General features: G+C 38.0%; 19 protein-coding genes and 1 pseudogene. 18 read left to right on the forward strand and 2 right to left on the reverse strand.

The genetic code is table 11. The features are described 5' to 3' along the window. Positions 1 to 20 precede the first annotated feature (20 nt). Positions 21 to 593: pseudogene (locus GHD00_RS07295) on the forward strand (PdxA family dehydrogenase); the annotation flags it as partial. A 108-nt stretch (positions 594 to 701) separates the two neighbouring features. Here GHD00_RS07295 and GHD00_RS07300 read toward each other — a convergent pair. Continuing rightward, positions 702 to 1,487 (reverse strand): sugar phosphate isomerase/epimerase family protein, encoded by a 786-nt coding sequence (locus GHD00_RS07300; RefSeq protein WP_163537493.1) that lies wholly within the window; start codon positions 1,485 to 1,487, stop codon positions 702 to 704. 527 nt (positions 1,488 to 2,014) lie between these two features. Between GHD00_RS07300 and GHD00_RS07305 the strand changes: the two genes are divergently transcribed. The 6 genes from GHD00_RS07305 to GHD00_RS07330 all read left to right on the forward strand — a co-directional run bounded on the left by GHD00_RS07305 (position 2,015) and on the right by GHD00_RS07330 (position 8,224). Beyond that, entirely contained in the window at positions 2,015 to 3,025 is a 1,011-nt protein-coding gene (locus GHD00_RS07305) for a TRAP transporter substrate-binding protein (protein WP_163537494.1), read from the forward strand. Positions 3,026 to 3,110: 85 nt separating this feature from the next. Beyond that, entirely contained in the window at positions 3,111 to 3,599 is a 489-nt protein-coding gene (locus GHD00_RS07310) for a TRAP transporter small permease (RefSeq protein ID WP_163537495.1), read from the forward strand. Continuing rightward, on the forward strand, positions 3,599 to 4,903 hold the full coding sequence (locus GHD00_RS07315) for a TRAP transporter large permease (RefSeq protein WP_163537496.1): 1,305 nt from the start codon (positions 3,599 to 3,601) through the stop codon (positions 4,901 to 4,903). The genes GHD00_RS07310 and GHD00_RS07315 overlap by 1 nt, the downstream gene beginning before the upstream one ends. A 23-nt stretch (positions 4,904 to 4,926) precedes the next feature. Continuing rightward, entirely contained in the window at positions 4,927 to 7,320 is a 2,394-nt protein-coding gene (locus GHD00_RS07320; RefSeq protein ID WP_163537497.1) for a glycoside hydrolase family 31 protein, read from the forward strand. A 168-nt stretch (positions 7,321 to 7,488) separates the two neighbouring features. Continuing rightward, on the forward strand, positions 7,489 to 7,662 hold the full coding sequence (locus GHD00_RS07325; protein WP_163537498.1) for a Zn-dependent hydrolase: 174 nt from the start codon (positions 7,489 to 7,491) through the stop codon (positions 7,660 to 7,662). Next, entirely contained in the window at positions 7,649 to 8,224 is a 576-nt protein-coding gene (locus GHD00_RS07330; RefSeq protein ID WP_163537499.1) for a Fic/DOC family protein, read from the forward strand. Before GHD00_RS07325 ends, GHD00_RS07330 begins: the two co-directional genes overlap by 14 nt. A gap of 46 nt (positions 8,225 to 8,270) precedes the next feature. Here the strand turns inward: GHD00_RS07330 and GHD00_RS07335 are convergent, their stop codons facing one another. Further along, entirely contained in the window at positions 8,271 to 8,711 is a 441-nt protein-coding gene (locus GHD00_RS07335) for a YtoQ family protein (protein ID WP_163537500.1), read from the reverse strand. A 227-nt stretch (positions 8,712 to 8,938) separates the two neighbouring features. On the opposite strand from GHD00_RS07335, the gene GHD00_RS07340 reads away from it, so the two are divergent. The 11 genes from GHD00_RS07340 to GHD00_RS07390 all read left to right on the forward strand — a co-directional run bounded on the left by GHD00_RS07340 (position 8,939) and on the right by GHD00_RS07390 (position 21,547). Continuing rightward, positions 8,939 to 9,697: a DeoR/GlpR family DNA-binding transcription regulator gene (locus GHD00_RS07340; protein WP_163537501.1), complete on the forward strand. Its 759-nt coding sequence runs from the start codon at positions 8,939 to 8,941 to the stop codon at positions 9,695 to 9,697. Positions 9,698 to 10,142: 445 nt separating this feature from the next. After that, the gene (locus GHD00_RS07345) at positions 10,143 to 10,922 is read left to right on the forward strand and encodes a DeoR/GlpR family DNA-binding transcription regulator (RefSeq protein WP_240468636.1); all 780 of its coding nucleotides are present in this window, start codon (positions 10,143 to 10,145) and stop codon (positions 10,920 to 10,922) included. Positions 10,923 to 10,963: 41 nt separating this feature from the next. After that, positions 10,964 to 12,421 (forward strand): CoA-acylating methylmalonate-semialdehyde dehydrogenase, encoded by a 1,458-nt coding sequence (locus GHD00_RS07350; RefSeq protein ID WP_163537503.1) that lies wholly within the window; start codon positions 10,964 to 10,966, stop codon positions 12,419 to 12,421. A 71-nt stretch (positions 12,422 to 12,492) separates the two neighbouring features. After that, positions 12,493 to 13,311, forward strand: coding sequence for a 5-deoxy-glucuronate isomerase (iolB, locus tag GHD00_RS07355; RefSeq protein WP_163537504.1), 819 nt, complete (start codon positions 12,493 to 12,495; stop codon positions 13,309 to 13,311). Positions 13,312 to 13,819: 508 nt separating this feature from the next. Then, positions 13,820 to 14,821 carry a 5-dehydro-2-deoxygluconokinase gene (gene iolC, locus GHD00_RS07360; RefSeq protein ID WP_163537505.1) on the forward strand — a complete coding sequence of 334 codons (1,002 nt, stop codon included), beginning with the start codon at positions 13,820 to 13,822 and terminating at the stop codon, positions 14,819 to 14,821. A gap of 7 nt (positions 14,822 to 14,828) precedes the next feature. Continuing rightward, a complete protein-coding gene (iolD, locus tag GHD00_RS07365; protein ID WP_163537506.1) occupies positions 14,829 to 16,742 on the forward strand; it encodes a 3D-(3,5/4)-trihydroxycyclohexane-1,2-dione acylhydrolase (decyclizing) in 1,914 nt (637 codons plus the stop codon). 18 nt (positions 16,743 to 16,760) lie between these two features. After that, complete coding sequence (gene iolE / locus GHD00_RS07370) at positions 16,761 to 17,675, forward strand: myo-inosose-2 dehydratase (protein ID WP_163537507.1); 915 nt, start codon at positions 16,761 to 16,763, stop codon at positions 17,673 to 17,675. Next, complete coding sequence (gene iolG, locus GHD00_RS07375) at positions 17,665 to 18,702, forward strand: bifunctional inositol 2-dehydrogenase/D-chiro-inositol 1-dehydrogenase (RefSeq protein ID WP_163537508.1); 1,038 nt, start codon at positions 17,665 to 17,667, stop codon at positions 18,700 to 18,702. Before iolE ends, iolG begins: the two co-directional genes overlap by 11 nt. Positions 18,703 to 18,773: 71 nt before the next feature. Further along, the gene (gene fba, locus GHD00_RS07380; protein WP_163537509.1) at positions 18,774 to 19,640 is read left to right on the forward strand and encodes a class II fructose-1,6-bisphosphate aldolase; all 867 of its coding nucleotides are present in this window, start codon (positions 18,774 to 18,776) and stop codon (positions 19,638 to 19,640) included. Between the two features lie 140 nt (positions 19,641 to 19,780). Next, positions 19,781 to 20,509 (forward strand): nucleotidyltransferase family protein, encoded by a 729-nt coding sequence (locus GHD00_RS07385; protein WP_163537510.1) that lies wholly within the window; start codon positions 19,781 to 19,783, stop codon positions 20,507 to 20,509. A 219-nt stretch (positions 20,510 to 20,728) separates the two neighbouring features. Beyond that, positions 20,729 to 21,547 carry a YitT family protein gene (locus tag GHD00_RS07390; RefSeq protein WP_163537511.1) on the forward strand — a complete coding sequence of 273 codons (819 nt, stop codon included), beginning with the start codon at positions 20,729 to 20,731 and terminating at the stop codon, positions 21,545 to 21,547. Positions 21,548 to 21,658 lie beyond the last annotated feature (111 nt).

The raw sequence follows: 21,658 nt of genomic DNA on the forward strand, positions 1-21,658 counted from the left end.
TTTAAACCAGACTTTATGAAAAAGCGGTTCAGTTAGCATTAGAACATCGCATTCATGCGATATGTACTGCTCCGTTAAATAAGGAAGCGCTTCATTTAGGAGGGCACATTTACCTAGGCCATACGGAGATACTGGCGGAACTAACCGAAACGAAAGATTTTTCTATGATGTTGTCTGCCCCATCGTTAAAAGTCATTCACCTAACGACACATGTCGGATTAATAGAGGCGGTTGAGCGAATAAATCCGAAAAGAGCTTATACCGTTATACAGTTAGCTAATCAAACATTATCGAATGCAGGTTATCAAAGTCCCAGTATAGCTGTATGTGGCATTAACCCTCATGCTGGTGAAAATGGTCTTTTTGGTAACGGAGAAGAAGAAGAAAAGCTTATTCCAAGTATTGCAAAAGCGAAGGAGGAAGGAGTTAATATAACGGTTGGTTTACGAAACGGTATTATCAGAACTTCTGTTGATCATGGTACTGCTTTTGATATTGCGGGGAAAGGTTTAGCGGATGAACGCTCATTAATGGAAGCGTTGTTGATGGCGGTAGATCTTGCTCCAAAAGATTTAGGGGAAAGGAGTGTCTAAATGTTTAAACCATAAGATATAACCCTTGTGCCTGGATTTAAATTTCTAGTAGTTGTCATGTTCATGAAAAAACAGCCTGCCCACTATAAAAGTGGGCTTGTGCCTTAGCTACATCTGCTCTTTCATAAATTCCAACGATGTACGAAGCGCTGTTGAGTTGTTATCGGGTACTCCGCATTCTAAAGACATCCATCCGTCATACTTGATTTCTTTTAATTTAGTGAAGATGCTCTGAAAATCAGTATGTCCTTTTCCTGGCAATAATCGATTGGAGTCAGCTAAATGAACATATCCTAACGATTGGTTATATTTATCAATGGAATCGGTCATATTTGTTTCTTCAATGTTCATATGAAATAGGTCTGCTAGTATACTAAGTCCAGGTGAGTTGATTTGGTTACAGATAGCTTCCGCTTGTTGTAAGCGGTTTAAAAAGTGGGTTTCATAGCGATTCAGTGGTTCTAGAATAATTTCTGTTCCTTGCTTTTTAGCATATTCCGTTAAAGTAACGAGCTGCTCTATCAATAATTTTTCTTCAAGCTCTCTTGCATCTTTCCATGGACTTAAATCGGGAAGCTGTGCCGGACCAAATATAGGAACAAGGATAACACCTTGAGCTTCAAGCTCTCCTGAAATGGCCAATAATTCTTTTAGTTGTTCCACAGTCTTATCACGAGCGGTTTTTTCAGGACTTAACAGGTCAAAAGAATATCCCCCGCAAATGCAAGCTGGCTTTATCGACGATTTTTGAAACGCTCTCTTAATGGCCGCTTTTTGAGTTTTTGCTTTCACTCCATCTAACTCTATCCCATCGTATCCAGCTTCTTCTAAATATGTAAGCTTATCTGCAAATTGATCACCAGGCACTAATCCTTCTTGAGAAGCAAATTTCATCATTTCCACCCTTTCTTTCCAATAAAATGCAATATTGTATTCATCATATCATGTAGTCAAAAGTTTTACGACCAAAATAGATTCTATTGAATTATTTAATTATAAGATTCTTCGGAGTGTACTTTTAATTAATCCATTGTCATCATTAAGAGTGGCAGAGGTGTGCCTTAGAGCAATAAACAAGAGTAAGTCCAACTCCATATAAAACTTTTGTCGATTATTGTTGACAGCGATATCATGATCATGTATGATAAGAAGCATAAGTTAATTAATTATAGTGTTGGAGATACGGAGAGCCACGCTTAGATATACCTAGATAGGGATAGGTATAGCTATTTGCGTGGCTCTTTTTATGTTTGATTTTCAATTCGCATTTATTCAGGAGGTGGTAAATAAAAGAATAAAATCAACGAGAAGGGTTATATCTAATAATAACAATTTATTTCTTTTGTTAGCGATTTCCTTAAATAGAAGTTGCTTAAAATATGATTAACTAAGAATTTAAATAAGAATAAGGGGGATTAATCATGAAAAAGCTAGTAATGATTACAGTAAGTTTGATTTTAGCAGGTGTTTTAACAGCTTGTGGTGCAGGTGGAGATGCAGGAGATGCAGGTGCAGAAGAAGAATCAAAATCTTTAAAAATTGCGCATAACTTAAGTGAAGATCATCCAATCCACCAAGCCTTAACCACTTTTACAGAAAGTGTTGAAGAGAAAACAGATGGTACGATCACTTTTGAAATGTTTGCTAATGGTGTACTAGGTAGTGAATCAGAGGTATTAGAACAGGTTCAAAACGGTGGCGTAGATATCACAAAAGTTAGTGCAGGCGCATTGGAATCATTCTCCAAAGAGTATGGTGTATTTTCCTTGCCTTACATTTTCACAAGTGATGAGCACTACCGAGATGTGATGGAATCAGACGTCGTGGAAGAAATTTATCAATCGACAGAAGACAAAGGTTTCGTAGGACTTTCTTACTTTGACTCAGGAGCTCGAAGCTTTTACACAAAAGACACTCCTATTGAAACTCCAGAAGATCTAGAAGGTAAAAAAATTCGTGTCATGGACAGTCAAACGGCTATTGATATGGTAGATCATTTAGGAGGAACTCCTACTCCATTAGGATATAATGAAATTTATACAGCATTACAGCAAGGTGTTATTGATGGAGCAGAAAGTAACCCAACTGCTTTAACAACTGGTCAGCATGGTGAAGTAGCTAAAAACTTTTCTTATTCAGAGCATACAAACATTCCAGATATCTTAATTATCAACAATGACCTATGGAATGAGTTATCAGATGAGCAAAAACAAGCCTTTAACGAAGCTGCTAATGAAACGAGAGAAGAACACACAGAATTGTGGAATCAAGCAATTGAAGATGCAGTGACAGAAGCAGAAGAAATGGGTGTTACGTTTAATGAAGTAGATAAAGAACCATTTATCGAAAAAGTTCAGCCGATCCATGAAGAGTTTATGGAAGATGACAGACTAGCTGAGATTATTACGCAAATAAAAGAATTAGACAAATAACAGATGTATTTGAAGGTGCTGAATTATAAGCACCTTCAAATTGAGTATTGACTTTTTATTATATTCAGTAAAGGAGCTTTGCTTCATGGTAGACAAAATCAAGAAAGTATTAGATCGTACCATACTTTCTGTCGCTTCATTCCTACTGATCATCTTAGTTATAGGGGCTTTGTGGCAAGTTTTTAGCAGGTACGTACTTTCTACTCCTAGCACTTTTACAAATGAACTATTGGGTTTTTTATTAGTTTGGACTTCTTTATTAGGTGCTAGCTATGCTTTTGGCTCTAATCAGCACCTTGCCATTACATTTTTTAGAGATAAATTCAAAGGGAAGAGAAAACAAATTATTACTATGATTAATGATCTTTTTATTCTTTTCTTTGCAATTATTGTATTAATAGATGGTGGAATGGATGCTGTCAGTACAGCCATGACACAAACGACTCCTATCCTAGGTATCACAACAGGATATGTTTATTTGATAGTGCCTATTACGGGAGCTATTATCGTCCTGTATAAATTACTAGAAGTGAGAAAGTACTTTAATAAACAAGAAAATGAAGGTGATCTATAATGGATACAACCTTATTAACAACACTCATATTATTCGGGTCTTTTTTCGTATTATTAGCTATTGGTGTACCGATATCTGTCAGTATAGGGATATCCTCTTTATTAGCTGCAGTGACCATTGCTCCTTTAGAAGTGATCACATTTACAGCAGCTCAAAAAATGTTTCAAGGCATTGATAGTTTTACATTACTTGCTATCATCTTTTTTATGCTTTCGGGAAGTATAATGAATAACGGTGGTATTGCGATAAGGTTAATTAATTTAGCAAAGCTTCTTGTAGGACGGTTACCAGGATCACTTGCGCATACAAATGTTGTTGGTAATATGTTATTTGGTTCCATTTCAGGTTCGGCAGTAGCCTCTGCTGCAGCCATTGGTAGTGTCATGAACCCTTTACAGAGGAAAGAAGGATATGACCCTTCCTATTCGGCAGCGGTAAATATTGCTTCTGCACCTACTGGCTTATTGATTCCACCTACAACAGCATTCATCGTGTATTCCCTTGTAAGTGGAGGAACATCGATTTCCGCTCTTTTTATGGCAGGTTATATACCTGGCATTTTGATGGGGTTATCGATCATGACGGTAGCGTTTTTTATAGCGAAACGTAATAAGTATCCGATTGCTGACAAAGTGTCTTTTAAACAAGCGCTCTTGGTCGTCTTAGATGCAATTCCTAGTCTTTCCTTGATCGTTGTAGTAATTGGAGGGATTGTGGCTGGTATTTTCACAGCAACAGAAGGGGCTGCCGTAGCCGTATTGTATTCCATTATTTTAGCGGCATTTTATAAACAAATCAAAATTTCTCAATTTCCTGGCATTTTAAAAGAAACCATTGTCATGACAGGTATTGTTTTATTCTTGGTTGGAGCTTCTTCGATTATGTCATGGGTAATGGCATATGCTAATATCCCATCAGCCATTACCGATTTATTAATGACAATATCTGAGAATCCAATTATTATTTTATTGATCATGAATCTTATATTACTGGTAGTTGGAACATTTATGGATATAACGCCTGCCATATTAATATTCACACCAATATTCCTTCCGATTGCAACAGGGATTGGAATAGACCCAGTTCATTTTGGTGTTATTTTAATCTTTAACTTATGTATTGGGATTACAACACCTCCAGTTGGAAGTGCATTATTTGTTGGAAGCAGTGTGGCAAATGTATCCATTGAATCTATTTTAAGACCGTTAATAAAAATGTATATTCCGCTCATTATTGCCTTGTTATTAGTAACATTTATGCCATGGATCAGTTTAACACTACCTAAATGGTTAGGGCTTATGTAAAAAAATAAGGGGAGATCTATACGATGATTAGAGAAATAAATTTTAGAATTGAATCAAATACTAATAATACCATTTTATTCAAAGGTGAAGATGTCGAAGTATATCTATATGTATTGGAAGAGGATATCTTCCGTGTGTATATTCCTTCAGATAATCATCCTTTGTTGAACAAAACATGGACAGTTACACCTGATATGGAAGATATGCCGGTTAATGGAAGGGATCGATTTGATTTAAGTCCATTTAGTTTGCCGGAATATTCGTTGGATAAAAAGCAGGATACGGTCGAGGTTCAAACAGGAAAATTAAAAGCGGTCATTCAATTGAATGGTTTCAACATCACATGGTATGCCAAATATCAGAATCAATGGATTCATATTACAAATGATCGAAAAACCCAAAGCTACAATTTCCATAACAGCCTAGGCGAAGGTGTTTATCATTATATGGAAAGAGACCGTGAAGATTATTATTTTGGTTTGGGTGAAAAAGCTGGCTCTTTTAATAAGGCAGGCAAAAGGTTTCGTATGAAAACCATTGATGCCATGGGGTATGATGCGGAAAATACTGATCCGCTTTATAAACATATTCCATTTTACCTCACATATAACCAAAAAAATAAAATAGCTTTTGGCTTGTTTTATGATAACTATAGTGATTCTATTTTTGATATGGGAAATGAATTAGATAATTATCATGGATATTATCGATATTATCAAGCTAACAAAGGAAACCTTGATTATTATTTCATTCTTGGACCACAAATTCGAAATGTAGTGGAAAAGTTCTCTAAAATGACTGGAAAAACTATTTTCCCTCCTAAATGGAGTTTAGGTTATTCAGGCTCTACGATGACATATACAGATGCACCTGATGCCCAAGTGCAACTGAAGAAGTTTATCGATTCAGCGGAGACACATGATATCCCTTGTGACTCTTTCCAGCTTTCATCTGGTTATACGAGCATTGGGCATAAACGGTATGTTTTCAATTGGGATTATTCTAAAATTCCGGATCCAAAACAGATGGTTCAAGGTTTCCATGACAACGGTATTAAGTTAAGTGCCAATATTAAGCCGGTATTGTTGCAAGATCACCCGTTATATCAGGAATTAAAAGATAGAGAATATTTTATTCAATCTTACGACCAGAAAGAACCGGAAATGTCTCAGTTTTGGGATGATGTTGGATCTTATTTAGATTTTACGAATGAAGAAACGTTTAATTGGTGGAAGAGTAAAATAAAAGAACAATTACTCGAATACGGCATTGATTCAACTTGGAATGACAATAATGAGTATGAAATTTGGGATGAAAAAGCATTAGCAAATGGATTTGGTGACTCGATTCCGGTAAGTTATATCAAACCTATTCAAACGATGCTGATGGTTAAAGCGTCGTACGAGGCACAATCTGAGTATTTCCCTAACACGAGACCATATTTAATATCTCGTTCAGGTGGCCCAGGAATGCAAAAGTATGTGCAAACATGGTCTGGTGATAATTTTACGGAATGGAAAACGATTCGCTACAATATCAAAATGGGTCTAAGTCTAAGCATGAGCGGTGTTTATAATTTCGGCCATGATGTGGGCGGTTTCTCCGGAAATGCCCCGGAACCAGAGTTGTTTATTCGTTGGATTCAGAATGGCATTTTCCATCCGCGTTTTACGATTCATTCATGGAATGATGATAAGACAGTCAATGTACCTTGGATGTATCCAGAATATATCGATACGATTCGTGGCTTGATGAAAGAGAGAGTGAAGTGGATTCCGTTTTTATATCATTCCCTTCATAAGGCACATCAAGATGCCACTCCAATCTTAACACCAACACTCTATTACTTCGAGCATGATGAAGAAACATTTAAAGAAAACGATGACTTTTTAGTAGGCGAGAAGCTTTTAGTTTGTAATGTAGTGGAAAAAGGTGCAACGAAGAGAGAAGTGTATTTACCAAAGAATAAGAATGGATGGTATGATTTAAATAATCATCAGTATCACGAAGAAGGCACACATATGGTTGTGGATGCTTCATTGGATACGATCCCTTTATTTGCACAAGCAGGATCCATATTGCCAATTCAAGATGGTGAAATTCATTTTAATGCAGATAACGAAGAAAGAGGATTGCTCATTTTCCCATTAAAAGGTGAAGGAAAAGTTGAAGAGCATATATATGAGGACGATGGAGAAACATTAAACTATAAGAACGGTGATTACAGTTATATTAAAACTTCTGTTGAAACGACGGAAGAGTTAGTCGATGTACAAATATCTGTTGACGGTGATTATAAGCTGCCGTATGATTCCATCACCTTACATTTTCCAGTAACAGAGAAGCGAATCATTAAGGTGAATGGACAAGAAATCACCAATAAAGAAGCTTATACATGGGATGTTCAGTACGGCTAGTATTGATATCGAATGGAGAAGAGTTGCTTATAATGGCAGCTCTTTTTCTATATTTATAACAAGGCGAATGTTAAATATTTCCGAGTTCACTTGTTTCGCGTGGCCTTGAGCTGTACAATAGAGATAGGTGATTTTTTAGATGGATGGTACGTTGAAAGGAGTTCTGTTGTGAAAGAGTTGTCGTTAGAATCGAAGGAGTTCCAAAGAATTCTGTATAATTTACACCTAGAAAATATTACATTATCACCAACGCTTCAGAAAAGAGTCATTGAAATAGTGAACTCTGGGGAAGAAATAACCCCTGAGGTGATAAAGGATGCGTTGAATCGTGCCAAAATATAATAGTCAAGATAATGATGATTATCTGCTTGAGCACAATCTTCTTGGAGCAAAAAGTTTTGAGGAGCTAGAGCAAGCGGAAGCATTCGCTTTTTCATTACGAGCGGCAGCATTAGAAAAGGAAAAAGGAATGTTACAGTCGTTTAGTGAAAAAGAATTTAAAGATTTGCATTACTATCTATTTAAAGATATTTATCCATTTGCTGGACAATATCGAAATGTACAGTTAATGAAGGGCAATACTCGTTTTTGTCAAGCTCAGTTTCTTAACCGTTATTCTTTGAATTTGTTCCAAGAATTGAGTCAGGAGCCTCCTTGGAAGTCTGAGGAACAAGCCGTAGATCGGCTTGCTTACTATAAATCGGAGTTAAATTTGCTTCATCCTTTTCGTGAAGGAAATGGCAGAACGATTCGTATTTTCTTGCGTGCATTTGCTATTTCCAAAGGATTTATGTGGGAATTTGAAAAAATGGATCGAGATGAGTATATCCAAGCGATGATTCAATCTGTCACGAATGTACAGTCATTGCGGGATATTTTTGCTAAAACGATATACAAGATTTGAAAAAGACAGGCATTTCCTTATGGTAGGAAGCCTGTCTTTTTATTGGTTACTCGTAAATATATTGGATCACTTCTAATGCTTGATCAACCGTCTCCACCGTTACGTTTGCTTTGTTGGATATTTCTTTTAATGGATGAATAAGTGAATCTGGTCTGATAATAATGGTTGGTTTATTCATGGCCATGGCAGTGCTTGCATCCATGGCAGTGTTCCATTGCTTATATTTTTCACCAAAAAGCGCTATGACAATATCTGATTTTTGCATCAATACCTGTGTTCTAAAGTTATTGATATCAGACGCAGCATCATCTTTATATAACTTATTTGGCTGCTCTCCAAGAATGTCCTCCCCTATATTATCAGAACGCTCGTGATTAGTTTGCGGTGCCACAAATGTTAAGGGAAGCTCTTTTTCGTTCGCTTTTTCTTCTACCTCTTTTCTCCAATCATCGTGAATCTGTCCAGCTAAGTATACAGTTAATTCCATATTCCATCTCTCCCATATGTAGGTTTCTATGTTTATGTTAATAGAAATGCGACGGATGTTCAAAAGAAATGGGAGGGAGAAAATTAAACAAAAGGTTTAGCACTTACCTAACTAAACTCCTTTTCTGTCGAATGTTTTGTATTTTTTTATATTAAGTGGTGAACTCTTGCATTAATTTTGGTAACATGGGGGTAGAATACTTAGGTTGACGTTAGGAGAAATAAACCATGATGAAGGTAAAGCGGATAAATGAGATTTTGCAGTACGTACAAAAGAAGCAGTCGGTATCATTAGATGATTTAGTGGAAGAGTTTAATGTTTCGAAAAATACTATTAGAAGAGATGTACAGGAACTAGTAGAACAGGAAAAGTTGGAAAAAGTTTATGGCGGTGTTTCTGTGCCTAAACCTTTAACCATTCCTTACCATGATCGGAAGGTGCGAAATCATAAGGAAAAAGCGACAATAGCCGAACTAGCTTCGCAATATGTAAAAGATGGAGATATTATTTTCCTTGATTCTGGCACAACAACAGGCGAGATGTTGGAGTATTTAAAAGATAAACATCTTACTATTGTGACCAATAATATTGACTTCACTTTAGAAGCTACTCCTTATCACCAATTACATGTGTATTCTACTGGCGGTATGTATGAGCGAACGACTCGATCTTACGTTGGAATAGAAAGTGCGGAATCCATCGCTAAATATAATTTCAATAAAGCATTCATGGCTTCAACCGGATTGTCCTTAGAAAAAGGGATTACCAATTCTTCTCCTCTAGAAACACAAATCAAAAGTACTGTGATTGATAAAAGTGAAGAAGTATTTATCATGGCAGATCATAGTAAGTTTGATAATTATTCCTTAACCACTTATTGTAACTTCACCGATATTCAATATTTAGTGACAGATCGTGTCCCTGACGATAAATATCTGAAATACGCAGAAGAGCACCAATTTAAAGTTCTCTATCCCCATTCATAAAGAAAGACTTCCATCATGGGGATAGTTTTTCGTCCCCACTGATGGTTGGACAGAGCCCGGTTTTCCCATTAATAATCAATAGAATGTTTCTTGACGAACAGTGTTTTTAATGTTATTTTTCAATCAATAATTAACAGAAAATTAATCAACAATTAATATAATGGGATGAGATAAATCATTTGAATTATGGTTGTAAAAGATTTTGAATAATATGAAAGCGTTTTATATAAGGGTTTTTTTGGAAGATTTGTGACTCATCCAATGTTCTAATTCTCGTCATATAGGGATTTGGACTTATGCTTTACCTGCACAAAGTGCCTCTTTCCGACCTCCCAAACTACATATTTATTATACATGGTTAATTTATTATTAACTTTTTATCATTTTTTTGTTAACTTTTAATTTTAAGTATGATATACTCGATTTAAGAAAAGAGGTGATTAGCGTGAAAACAAAGCGAATTGCTGAACTTCAAGCGTACATACAAAAGCACGAGACTGTGTCATTGGATGAACTAGTCGAGCAATTTGCTGTTTCAAAGAATACGATCCGAAATGATGTGCAGGAATTAGTCAAAAGTGGCCACTTTAAGAAAATTTATGGAGGCGTTTCCGTGAATTATTCTCCTGCACTTCCATTTCAAGATCGAAAAATTCGTAATCACAATGCAAAGGTTCGTATCGCAGAACAAGCAGCAAGATATGTAAAAGATGGCGATATTGTTTTCATAGATTCTGGTACGACAACTTTGGAAATGGTACATTTTATGGAAGATAAGAAGGTAACCATTGTCACCAATAATATAGATTTGATCATACAAGCTTTACCATATGAGAATTTAACTGTTTATAGCTCTGGCGGGATGTTAGAAAGAAGGACCAAATCACTTACATCTATTAATATTAGGGAGAGTCTAGAAGACTATAATATTAATAAAGCTTTTCTAGCTTCTACAGGGATATCGATTAAAAATGGGGTGACTAATTCAGTGCCATTAGAAAGTGAATTAAAAGCGTTAGCTGTAAAGCATATAGATACCAATTTTCTAGTGGTAGATCATAAAAAATTCGATCAATCAGCTCTAACGACATATTGTACTTTAGACAAGATTGATTATCTAATCACAGATCAATTGCCTTCAAAAGATTATGTTGATTTTGCTAATAAACATAATATTCAATTAGTAGTTGCGCCAGAGAAAACGGGATCCACCGTATCTAAATAAATTTTGAAAGCGTTTGTAAAAATAAAAGGAGGAGAAATACCATGACTAGAAAACTAAAAAACTTTATTAATGGAGAATGGATAGAAAGTAAAACAGATGTTTATGAGAATGTGTATAATCCAGCGACGAAAGAAGTGATTGCTCAAGTACCAATTTCGACATCTGAAGATTTTGAGGCTGCTGCAAGCTCATCACAAGAAGCGTATGAGCAATGGAAAAATGTATCTGTTTCCAAACGAGCAAGAGTGCTCTTTAAATATCAAAACTTGTTACAAGAACATAAAGAAGAGTTAGCAGAACTGATTACATTAGAAAATGGGAAAAGCAAAACAGAAGCATTAGGGGAAGTTGGACGCGGCATTGAAAACGTAGAATTCGCAGCTAGTGCTCCGACGTTAATGATGGGAGATTCTCTACCGACCATTGCAACAGATATTGAAGCAAGCAATTATCGTTATCCTGTAGGGGTTGTTGGCGGCATTGCGCCATTTAACTTCCCGATGATGGTACCTTGTTGGATGTTCCCGATGGCGATTGCATTAGGGAATGCCTTCATTTTAAAGCCATCTGAAAAAACTCCTTTATTAGCAGAAAAACTTGCTGGATTACTAGCAGAAGCCGGACTTCCTAATGGCGTATTTAATGTCGTACATGGGGCACATGATGTGGTGAATGGTATTTTAGACCATCCAGAGGTCAAAGCTGTTTCTTTTGTTGGCTCTAAGCCGGTTGGGGAATATGTGTTTAAACGCGGAAGTGAAAACTTGAAGCGAGTACAAGCCTTGACTGGTGCAAAAAATCATACCGTTGTTTTAAAAGATGCAGACTTAGACCTAGCAGCGAAGGAAATTACGAGTGCAGCATTTGGTTCAGCTGGCGAGCGTTGTATGGCTTGTGCTGTAGTAACCGTGGAAGAGGACATTGCAGACGAATTTATTGCTAAATTAAAAGAATCTGCTGATAACATTAAAATGGGAAATGGTTTAGATGAAGGAGTGTTCTTAGGTCCTATTATTCGTGAAGAAGCGAAAAAACGTACACTTGGCTATATCGAAAAAGGGGTAGAAGAAGGAGCAAAACTCATCAGAGACGGCAGAGGAGAACAATCAGATGACGGCTACTTTGTAGGGCCAACCATTTTTGAAGATGTGAAGACAGATATGCAGATTTGGAAAGACGAGATCTTTGCGCCGGTATTATCTGTCGTTCGTGTGAAAAATTTAAAAGAAGCTGTCAATGTAGCTAATCAGTCGGAATTTGCTAATGGTGCTTGTCTATTTACAGAAAATGCACTATCCGTTCGTTACTTCCGTGAAAACATTGATGCAGGTATGTTAGGGATTAACTTAGGTGTACCAGCGCCTATGGCATTTTTCCCATTCTCCGGGTGGAAGTCCTCTTTCTACGGTACACTGCATGCGAATGGGAAAGACAGTGTTGATTTCTATACTCGTAAGAAAGTGGTGACAGCTCGTTATCATGAACCAGACTTTTCATAAAATAGAATCCTAGACGGAAGGGAGTATAAACTCCTTTCCCTATTCAATCAATGAAATGGAGGGGTAGATAGATGAGTAAATTACTGAGAAAGACTCAAAACAAACAACTAAGCGAAGGAGTAACGCTTGTTCAGGAAGTACCGAAATCTGATTCAGGATTTGAATATGTAGAGTTTAAAGCGATCGATTTAGAACCGAATGCCTCTTACAAAGAGTCCTTAACTAATGTGGAGTGTTGCGTGGTTGCTTTAACAGGAAAGATTACCGTGACAGATGGTGATCAAACTTTTGAAGAAATAGGTACACGCGAGAGTGTTTTTGAAAGAAAACCGACAGATAGTGTCTATGTTTCGAATGATAAGCAATTCGAAGTTACGGCAAATGCTAAAGCAAGAGTCGTGTTATGCTATGCACCTTCTGACAATCCGCTGCCAACTAAACTGATAAAAGCAGAGGACAATAGTGTCGAAAAGCGAGGTGAATACAACAACCAAAGACAAGTACATAATATCCTGCCTGACTCGGATCCTTCTGCTAATAGTTTACTAGTGGTGGAGGTATTTACGGAATCAGGAAATTGGTCTAGCTACCCGCCGCATAAGCACGATCAAGAAAATCTGCCAGAGGAATCGAAGTTAGAGGAAAGCTATTATCACGAAATGGATCCGCCGCAAGGGTTTGTTTTCCAAAGAGTGTATACAGAGGATCGATCCATCGACGAGACAATGGCTGTTGAAAATGGGGATGTGGTCCTTGTTCCTGCAGGATATCACCCAGTAGGTGTACCAGATGGATATGCCTCCTATTACTTAAATGTCATGGCAGGTCCCGAAAGAATTTGGAAGTTTTATAATGAAAAAGACCACGAATGGATCATAGATCGTCCATAAATTTAAGGCTTTCTATAGAATGTTGTTTTTTATAATAAGCCTAAGGCACAATAGCTATAAACTGCGCAGTAACTTATAAATATTTTCCTCCCACTCGTCTAATGATGAGTGCTTAATCGTCGCTGCGGAAAAATACTCGCTTTCCGTGGGGAACGCTTCAGCCTCCTCGGAAGCAAAGAACGCTTCCTGCGGGGTCTTCAGACTGTTCCTTTCCCACAGGAGTCTCGCATTTTCCCGCAGCTTAGATTGGTGCTCGTTATGAGTGAGAAAATATTATAAAAATTTATGAAATAGAGCACAGCATAAATCTTAACACTTACCAGCGGAGACAACATACGTAGACTCCCGCGGAAAGCGAAGTATGTTGTCGGAGCGTATGAAAGCTGTATTCAAAATGAGGAAGATATAAGCACTTTATTAACATTTTACTATGTCGCGGTTTTGTTCTACTGTGTTGGAAAACAAAAAAATTCACGAAAAGCCTAATTTTATAAAAGGAGTGATGGGAATGAGTATTTCATTTAATGAAAATAGAACGTATGACATTATTGCGATTGGGCGTGCTTGTATCGATTTAAATGCAAACGAATACAATCGTCCGATGGAAGAAACGATGACTTTTACAAAATATGTGGGTGGATCACCAGCTAACATTGCAATTGGGAGCTCAAAGCTAGGACTGAAAGCAGGATTTATTGGAAAAATCCCAAAAGATCAGCACGGAAATTTTATTAAACAATATATGAGCGAAAAAGGTGTAGACACATCTAACATGGTATTTGACACAGAAGGCCGTAAAACAGGGCTTGCTTTTACCGAAATCTTAAGCCCAGAAGAATGCAGCATCCTTATGTATCGAGACAATGTAGCGGATTTATATTTAGAACCGAGTGAGGTGGATGAATCCTATATTCGCCAGTCGAAGATTTTACTTGTATCTGGAACAGCTTTAGCAAAAAGTCCGTCTCGAGAAGCGGTGTTTAAAGCAGTCAGCATTGCAAGAGAACATGATGTGAAAGTCATCTTTGAATTGGATTATCGCCCTTATACTTGGAAATCCAAACAAGAAACAGCTGTCTATTACTCTCTAGTTGCCGAGCAGTCTGATGTCATTATCGGAACGAGAGATGAGTTTGATGTGATGGAAAATTTAGAAGAAGAAGGCGACAATGAGCAAACGGTCAACCATTTGTTTGCGCACCATGCCGAATTAGTCGTGATTAAACACGGTGTTGACGGATCTTATGCTTATGCTAAAAATGGCGATGTTTATCGTGGTACAGCGTACAAAACGAAAGTATTAAAAACATTCGGTGCTGGTGATTCTTATGCTTCTGCCTTTCTATATGCACTTGTGAACGGCAAGGATATTGAAACATCTCTAAAATTTGGCAGTGCATCTGCAGCGATTGTTGTCAGCAAACATAGTTCATCAGAAGCAATGCCGACCGTTTCGGAAATAGAGCAGTTGATTGAAGAGCGCTCAAAAGAATATACAAGAGAGGGTTAGATCAACAATGGGGAACAAAGTAAGATTAACCACATCACAAGCATTAGTACGATTTTTGAAACAGCAATATATCCACGTGGATGGAGAAGAGTTTCCGTTTGTCGAAGGGGTTTTTAACATATTTGGCCATGGGAATGTTCTAGGCATTGGTCAAGCGCTAGAACAAGAAGCCGGTCGTTTAAAAGTATATCAAGGAAAAAATGAGCAAGGCATGGCACATGCTGCGATAGCTTATAGTAAACAAAAATTACGTCAAAAAATTTATGCTGTTACCACATCTGTTGGACCGGGGTCAGCAAACTTAGCAGCAGCTGCTGGTACTGCTTTAGCAAACAACATCCCTGTTCTGTTTTTACCAGGTGATACATTTGCCACAAGACAACCAGATCCGGTGTTACAGCAGGTAGAGCATGAACATAGTGCCAATGTGACAACCAATGATGCCTTAATGCCTGTGTCCAGGTATTGGGACCGCGTGACAAGGCCAGAGCAGTTGATGTCGAGCTTACTTCGAGCTTTTGAAGTGATGACAGATCCAGGAAAAGCTGGTCCTGCCACCATTTGTATTTCACAAGATGTAGAAGGAGAAGCATTCGATTTTGATGAAAGTTTCTTCCAAAGGCGAGTACACTATTTGGACCGTAAACCTCCAGTAGCAAGAGAGTTAGAAGGTGCTAATTCCTTGATTCAATCTAGTAAAAAACCTCTGATATTAGTCGGTGGAGGTGCGAAATATTCCCAAGCAGGTGATATTTTAAAAGAAATTTCACAGAAACATGATATCCCATTAGTCGAAACACAAGCAGGGAAAGCAACCGTTGAAGCAGACTTTGAAAATAACTTAGGCGGTTTGGGAGTTACGGGTACTCTTGCTGCTAATAAAGCTGCTAAAGAAGCAGACCTGATTATTGGTATCGGTACAAGGTATACAGACTTCGCTACCTCATCAAAAACAGCTTTTAACTTTGATCAAACCAAGTTTATCAATATTAATGTCAGCCGTATGCAAACATATAAATTAGATGCCCATCAAGTAGTAGCAGATGCCAAAAAAACATTAGAACATCTTTCCCCAATGCTGGAAGGATATAAGTCTGCATTCGGTCATACCATTTCTTCCTTAAAAGCAGAATGGGAACAGGAACGTGCGAGATTAGGGAAGGTAACGTTTGATCGCGAACGTTTTGATCCAGAAGTAAAAGGTCACTGGTCACAAGACAGGTTAAATGACTATGCAGACACGTTTCAATCCGAATTCGCTCAAACTACTGCATTGCTAACGATTAATGAAACGATTGATCCTAATAGCATTGTGGTTACCTCAGCAGGTTCCTTGCCAGGTGATATGCAGAGACTATGGAATCCAAGCGTACCAAATACGTACAATGTGGAATATGGTTACTCTTGTATGGGATATGAGATCGCTGGCGCATTAGGTGTCAAATTAGCAAATCCAGATCAAGAAGTGTACTCCATGGTTGGAGATGGCAGCTTTTTAATGTTACATTCCGAATTTGTAACCGCTATCCAATATGGGAAGAAAATTAATCTCATGCTTTTCGATAACTCCGGTTTTGGCTGTATCAATAACTTGCAGATGGGGAATGGAAGCGATAGCTATTATACAGAATTCCGCACACACGATGATCAAGTTTTAAATATTGATTATGCCAAAGTAGCAGAGGCGTACGGGGCAAAAGTATACCGTGCAAATACGGTTGAAGAACTAAAAGCAGCTGTAGAAGATGCCAAAAAACAAGAAGTCTCCACATTAATTGAAATGAAGGTACTGCCAAAAACGATGTCAGATGGCTATGAAAGCTGGTGGCATGTTGGAGTGTCAGAAGTTTCAGAAAATAAAAAGGTACAGGAAGCATATGAACAAAAGCAAAGCGTACTACAGAAAGCAAAACAATATTAATAAAGGCAGGGTGAGCGCATGGTAAACAATCAAATCCGTTGGGGGATTGCCCCAATTGGCTGGCGAAATGACGACATTCCAGAAATCGGGGAAAATAATACATTGTCTCATTTATTAAGTGATATTGTAGTCGCAGGCTTTGAAGGAACAGAGGTTGGTGGCTTTTTTCCAGATGCGGCTATACTTAATAAGGAGTTAAAACTAAGAAACTTACAAATTGCCGGAAAATGGTTTTCTAGTTTCCTTGTCCGTGATGGTTTGGAAGAAACAGCGAAAGAGTTCCACGAACATTGTCAATATCTAAAAGATGTGAATGCGTCTGTTGCTGTTGTTTCGGAACAAACTTACAGTATTCAAAAGCTGAACAACAATGTCTTTAAAGAAAAGCCGAATTTTACAGCTGAAGAATGGGAAAAACTTTGCAATGGATTGAACGAACTTGGGAAAATAGCTGATCAATACGGGTTGAAACTTGTGTTCCATCATCATCTAGGGACAGGTGTCCAGACATTAGAAGAAGTAGATAGACTAATGGATAATACCGATCCCGATCATGTTCATCTCCTCTATGATACCGGACACATTTATGCCTCGGATAGAGAATATATGCCCTTACTAGAAAAACATATCGATCGCATCCAACATGTGCATTTTAAAGATATCAGAGAGAATGTGATGGATGACTGTAATAGTAAAGGAACCTCCTTTCAAGATGCGTTTCTAGCTGGGATGTTTACTGTTCCTGGTGATGGTGTTATCGATTTTAAAGAAGTTTATCAAAAACTATTAGAAGTAGATTACAAGGGTTGGATTGTGATTGAAGCTGAGCAAGACCCAGATATTGCTCACCCGCTAGAATATGCCCTAATGACACGTCAATATATTGACCAACATCTGTTGAAAAAAGGGGAGGTCCTATCGCATGACAGTTAATTTTGGGGTAATTGGAACAGGGGCGATTGGACGTACACATATCGACCGTATTACTAATCGCTTAGCAGGCGGGAAAATCGTAGCGGTAACCGATATTAATGATGAATCTGCAAAATCAACAGTGGAAGAGTATGGCTTGGATGCAACCGTGTATCCCGATGATACTACATTATTAGAAGACGATCATGTAGATGCCGTGATTGTGACAAGCTGGGGGCCAGCCCATGCCCAAAGTGTACTATCAGCGATTAAAGCCGGAAAATTTGTCTTCTGTGAAAAACCTTTAGCCACAACAGCGAAAGATGCGCTTGAAATAGTCGATGCAGAAATGGCAGTTGGTAAGCAAGTAGTACAAGTCGGTTTTATGCGCCGCTATGATCAAGGATATAAACAGTTGAAATCAACAGTGAAAAACAATGAAATTGGTGAACCACTGATGATTCATGCTTGCCATCGCAATCAATCACAAGCAGAAAGTTACACAACGGAAATGACAGCAGTAGACACGTTAATTCATGAAATCGATGCCTTGCATTGGCTAGTAAATGATGATTATAAATCAGTGCGTGTCATTTATCCTAAACGTACAACAAAAGCATATGAACATTTACAAGATCCGCAGCTTTTTATTATGGAGACACTGTCCGGCATTATTATAACGGTAGAAGTCTTTACGAATTGCCAATATGGCTATGATATCCAATGTGAAATAGTAGGGGAGTTAGGTACCGTTAAACTACCGGAAGTGCCGTCTACTGTCATGAGAAAAAATGCCAGCTTAAGCCAGGCTGTTTTAACAGACTGGAAAGATCGTTTCGAGGACGCCTTTGACGCAGAGTTCCAAGATTTTATCAACTCGATTGAACGACATGGAGCTGTGCAAGGTCCAACCACTTGGGATGGTTATATCGCGGCGGTAACCAGTGACGCTTGTGTGAAAGCACAAGAAACAGGAGAGAAACAGGAAATTGGATTGAAAGAACGTCCAGCTTTTTATCAAGAGATCGAAAATGTAGCAGCTAAGTAAATAATAGGAAGGGAAATAAATGGCGGTATAGTGTCTGGGACCAGAAACTTGAAGAAGAGAGATGTGATGCGATGCTTTTATCAATGAAAGAAATGTTGATGGATGCGAAACAAAATAAATATGCTGTTGGACAGTTTAATATGAATAGCTTTCAATGGGTAGAAGCGATTTTACAAGCAGCAGAAGAGGAACAATCTCCTGTCATCATTGCTTCCACTGATCGAATTGTCGATTACTTAGGTGGGTTGCGTTTAATTGCAGCGACAACGAAAAAGCTTGTAGAAGAAATGAATATAACCGTTCCTGTTACTTTACACTTAGATCACGGTTTTACAGTGGAGCGTTGTAAAGAGGCTATAGATGCAGGCTATAGTTCGGTTATGTTTGACGGTTCAAAATTCCCGATTGATCAAAATATCGAAATGACGAAAGAAGTAGTAGACTATGCCAAAGCCCATGGTGTTTCAGTTGAAGCAGAGATCGGGTCGGTTGGCGGGACAGAAGATGGCGTGACTTCAGGCATTAAATATGCCGACCCAAATGAATGCTTCCGCTTGGTAAGAGAAACAAAGGTTGATGCATTAGCAGCAGCATTAGGCTCTGTTCATGGCGTATATCAAGGGGAACCCAAGTTTGCCTTCGACTTGATGCAAGAAATCTCCGAAGGCACAGATATCCCGCTCGCCTTACACGGCGGATCGGGCATTCCTGATCATCAAATTGTCAAAGCCATTCAGTATGGCCATGCCAAAATCAACGTCAATACAGAGTGTAACCAAGCATGGGCGAAAAAAATTAGAGAACTATTATCAAATGATCCGGAGCTTTATAGTCCGCCAGCCATTTTAGGCCCTGGTATGGATGCAATTAGAGGAGTCGTCAAAGAAAAAATAAGACTGTTTGGATCTAATCAAAAAGCAAAGACACATGTGCATTAATTATGACTCGGGAGGTACTCTTACCTTCCGTTTTTTTATTTTATGATCAATAAAATCAGTCACACTTTTGTGAATGGATTTTGTACCAGTGCCATGATAGTCTAGAAGTAATAGATAGCGGACGAAGGAGAGGAACTATGATGAAAGGAATCATTTTAGCGGCTGGATATGCGACAAGGCTGTATCCACTGACGAAAAACACAGCCAAACCGTTATTAGAAGTAGCAGGGAAGACGATTCTAGATCACATTGTGGAAAAGTTAGAAAAAGTAGAAGCAATCGATGAAATATATATTGTCACGAATGAAAAGTTTTATCAGAGCTTTGTTGATTGGGCCGCAGCATATAACGGGCCGAAGCAGTTTACTGTGATCAACGACCACACCACTTCGAACGAAACACGGTTAGGTGCGATAGCAGATATTGATTATGTATTGCAAACGACTGGACTAGCAGATGATGTGATGGTACTTGCTGGCGATAATTTATTTGATCTCGAACTAGATGATTTCTCGGACTTTTTCCAGCAAAAACAAGCTGATTGTATTACGGTGCATGTGCTGGAGGATGAAGCGGAGTTGAAGCGAACGGGTGTGGTGGAAGTGGATGAAAATGATACGGTAATATCGTTTGAAGAGAAGCCTGAGATGCCGAAGTCGCAGTTAGCGGTGCCTCCGTTTTATTTGTATCGGAAGGAGACGCTGCCGTTGTTCCGGAAGTACATAGAAGAGGGGCATAATCCGGATGCGCCGGGGCATTTTGTACCTTGGTTGATTGAGCACAAGAAGGTGTATGCTTATCGTTTTGAGGGGAGACGGTATGATATCGGAACGTTGGAGAGTTATCAGAAAGTGCAGGAGTTGTTTTAGTTTGGGATTGGATAGAACTCTTGTAAAAGAGAGCATAAAATCGTTATTTTGATGAATTTGGCCAAGATCTGATTCATATCCATTTAGTAGATATAAGTTTAGACAGAATAAAAAATACTTGGAAAACATTGATATAATGGTTAAAGCAGGAGAGTCTATGCAATATCATAAGGGCTCTCCTTTCTTTAGTAGGGAGGTTTAGAGAGGGGGACGTGAAAAATGGGAATAGTGAGAGATGTCATTCAAATTATTATAGGCGCTTTAATATTTGCGATAGGTATAAATTTTTTCACCGTTCCAAATGGCTTATCTGAGGGTGGTTTAATTGGGATTACCATTGTGGTTCATTATTTATCTGGATGGTCTACAGGAGTTATTAATTTTGTTTTAAACATCCTATTTTTAATCATAGGTTATCAATTTATTGGCAAGAAGGCTATATCCTATACGTTAATTTCTATTGCGGCTTCTTCTTATTTTTTATATCTAACTGAAGATATAAAAGTTCCTGTTACGAACGATACGTTATTAGCTGTTATATTTGCAGGATTACTTGTGGGAGTTGGATTAGGTATCATTTTTCGAGCGGGCGGTACGTCTGGAGGAACAACCATTCTAGCTAGAATGTTCAATCAATATTTCGGCTGGAGTATGGGGACTAGTGTTTTAATCATTGATATTGTTGTGGTAATCAGCTCTTCGTTGATTATTGGATTAGAAAAAGCAATGTACACATTAGTTGTGGTTTACATTGGAGCGAAAGCTATTAATTACATTGTGGAGGGATTAGATGAAAAACTGGCTGTGTTGATCATCTCTAACTCACACCAACAAATCATGGATAAAGTATTAAACCAGATGTCTAAAGGAGTGACAGTTCTAGATGGATATGGCGGGTATACCAAGATGGACAAAGAAGTTTTATATATTGTCATCAGCAAAATTGAAATTGTAGAGTTAAAAGCCATTGTACAGGATGTTGATCCGGAGGCTTATATTACTTCTCATTCGGTCAATGAGATCAAGCATCAATTGTGAGATATATCTAACAAAATGGTAAACTACATATAAAGAGAGACTTCCATCAGTAGGTTTTTTACTGATGGTTAGCGAAACTTATCAGGGTGCTAGCGTCCGTTCTTCTTCTTA

This window comes from Gracilibacillus sp. YIM 98692, assembly GCF_010993965.1.
Lineage (GTDB): Bacteria > Bacillota > Bacilli > Bacillales > Amphibacillaceae > Gracilibacillus.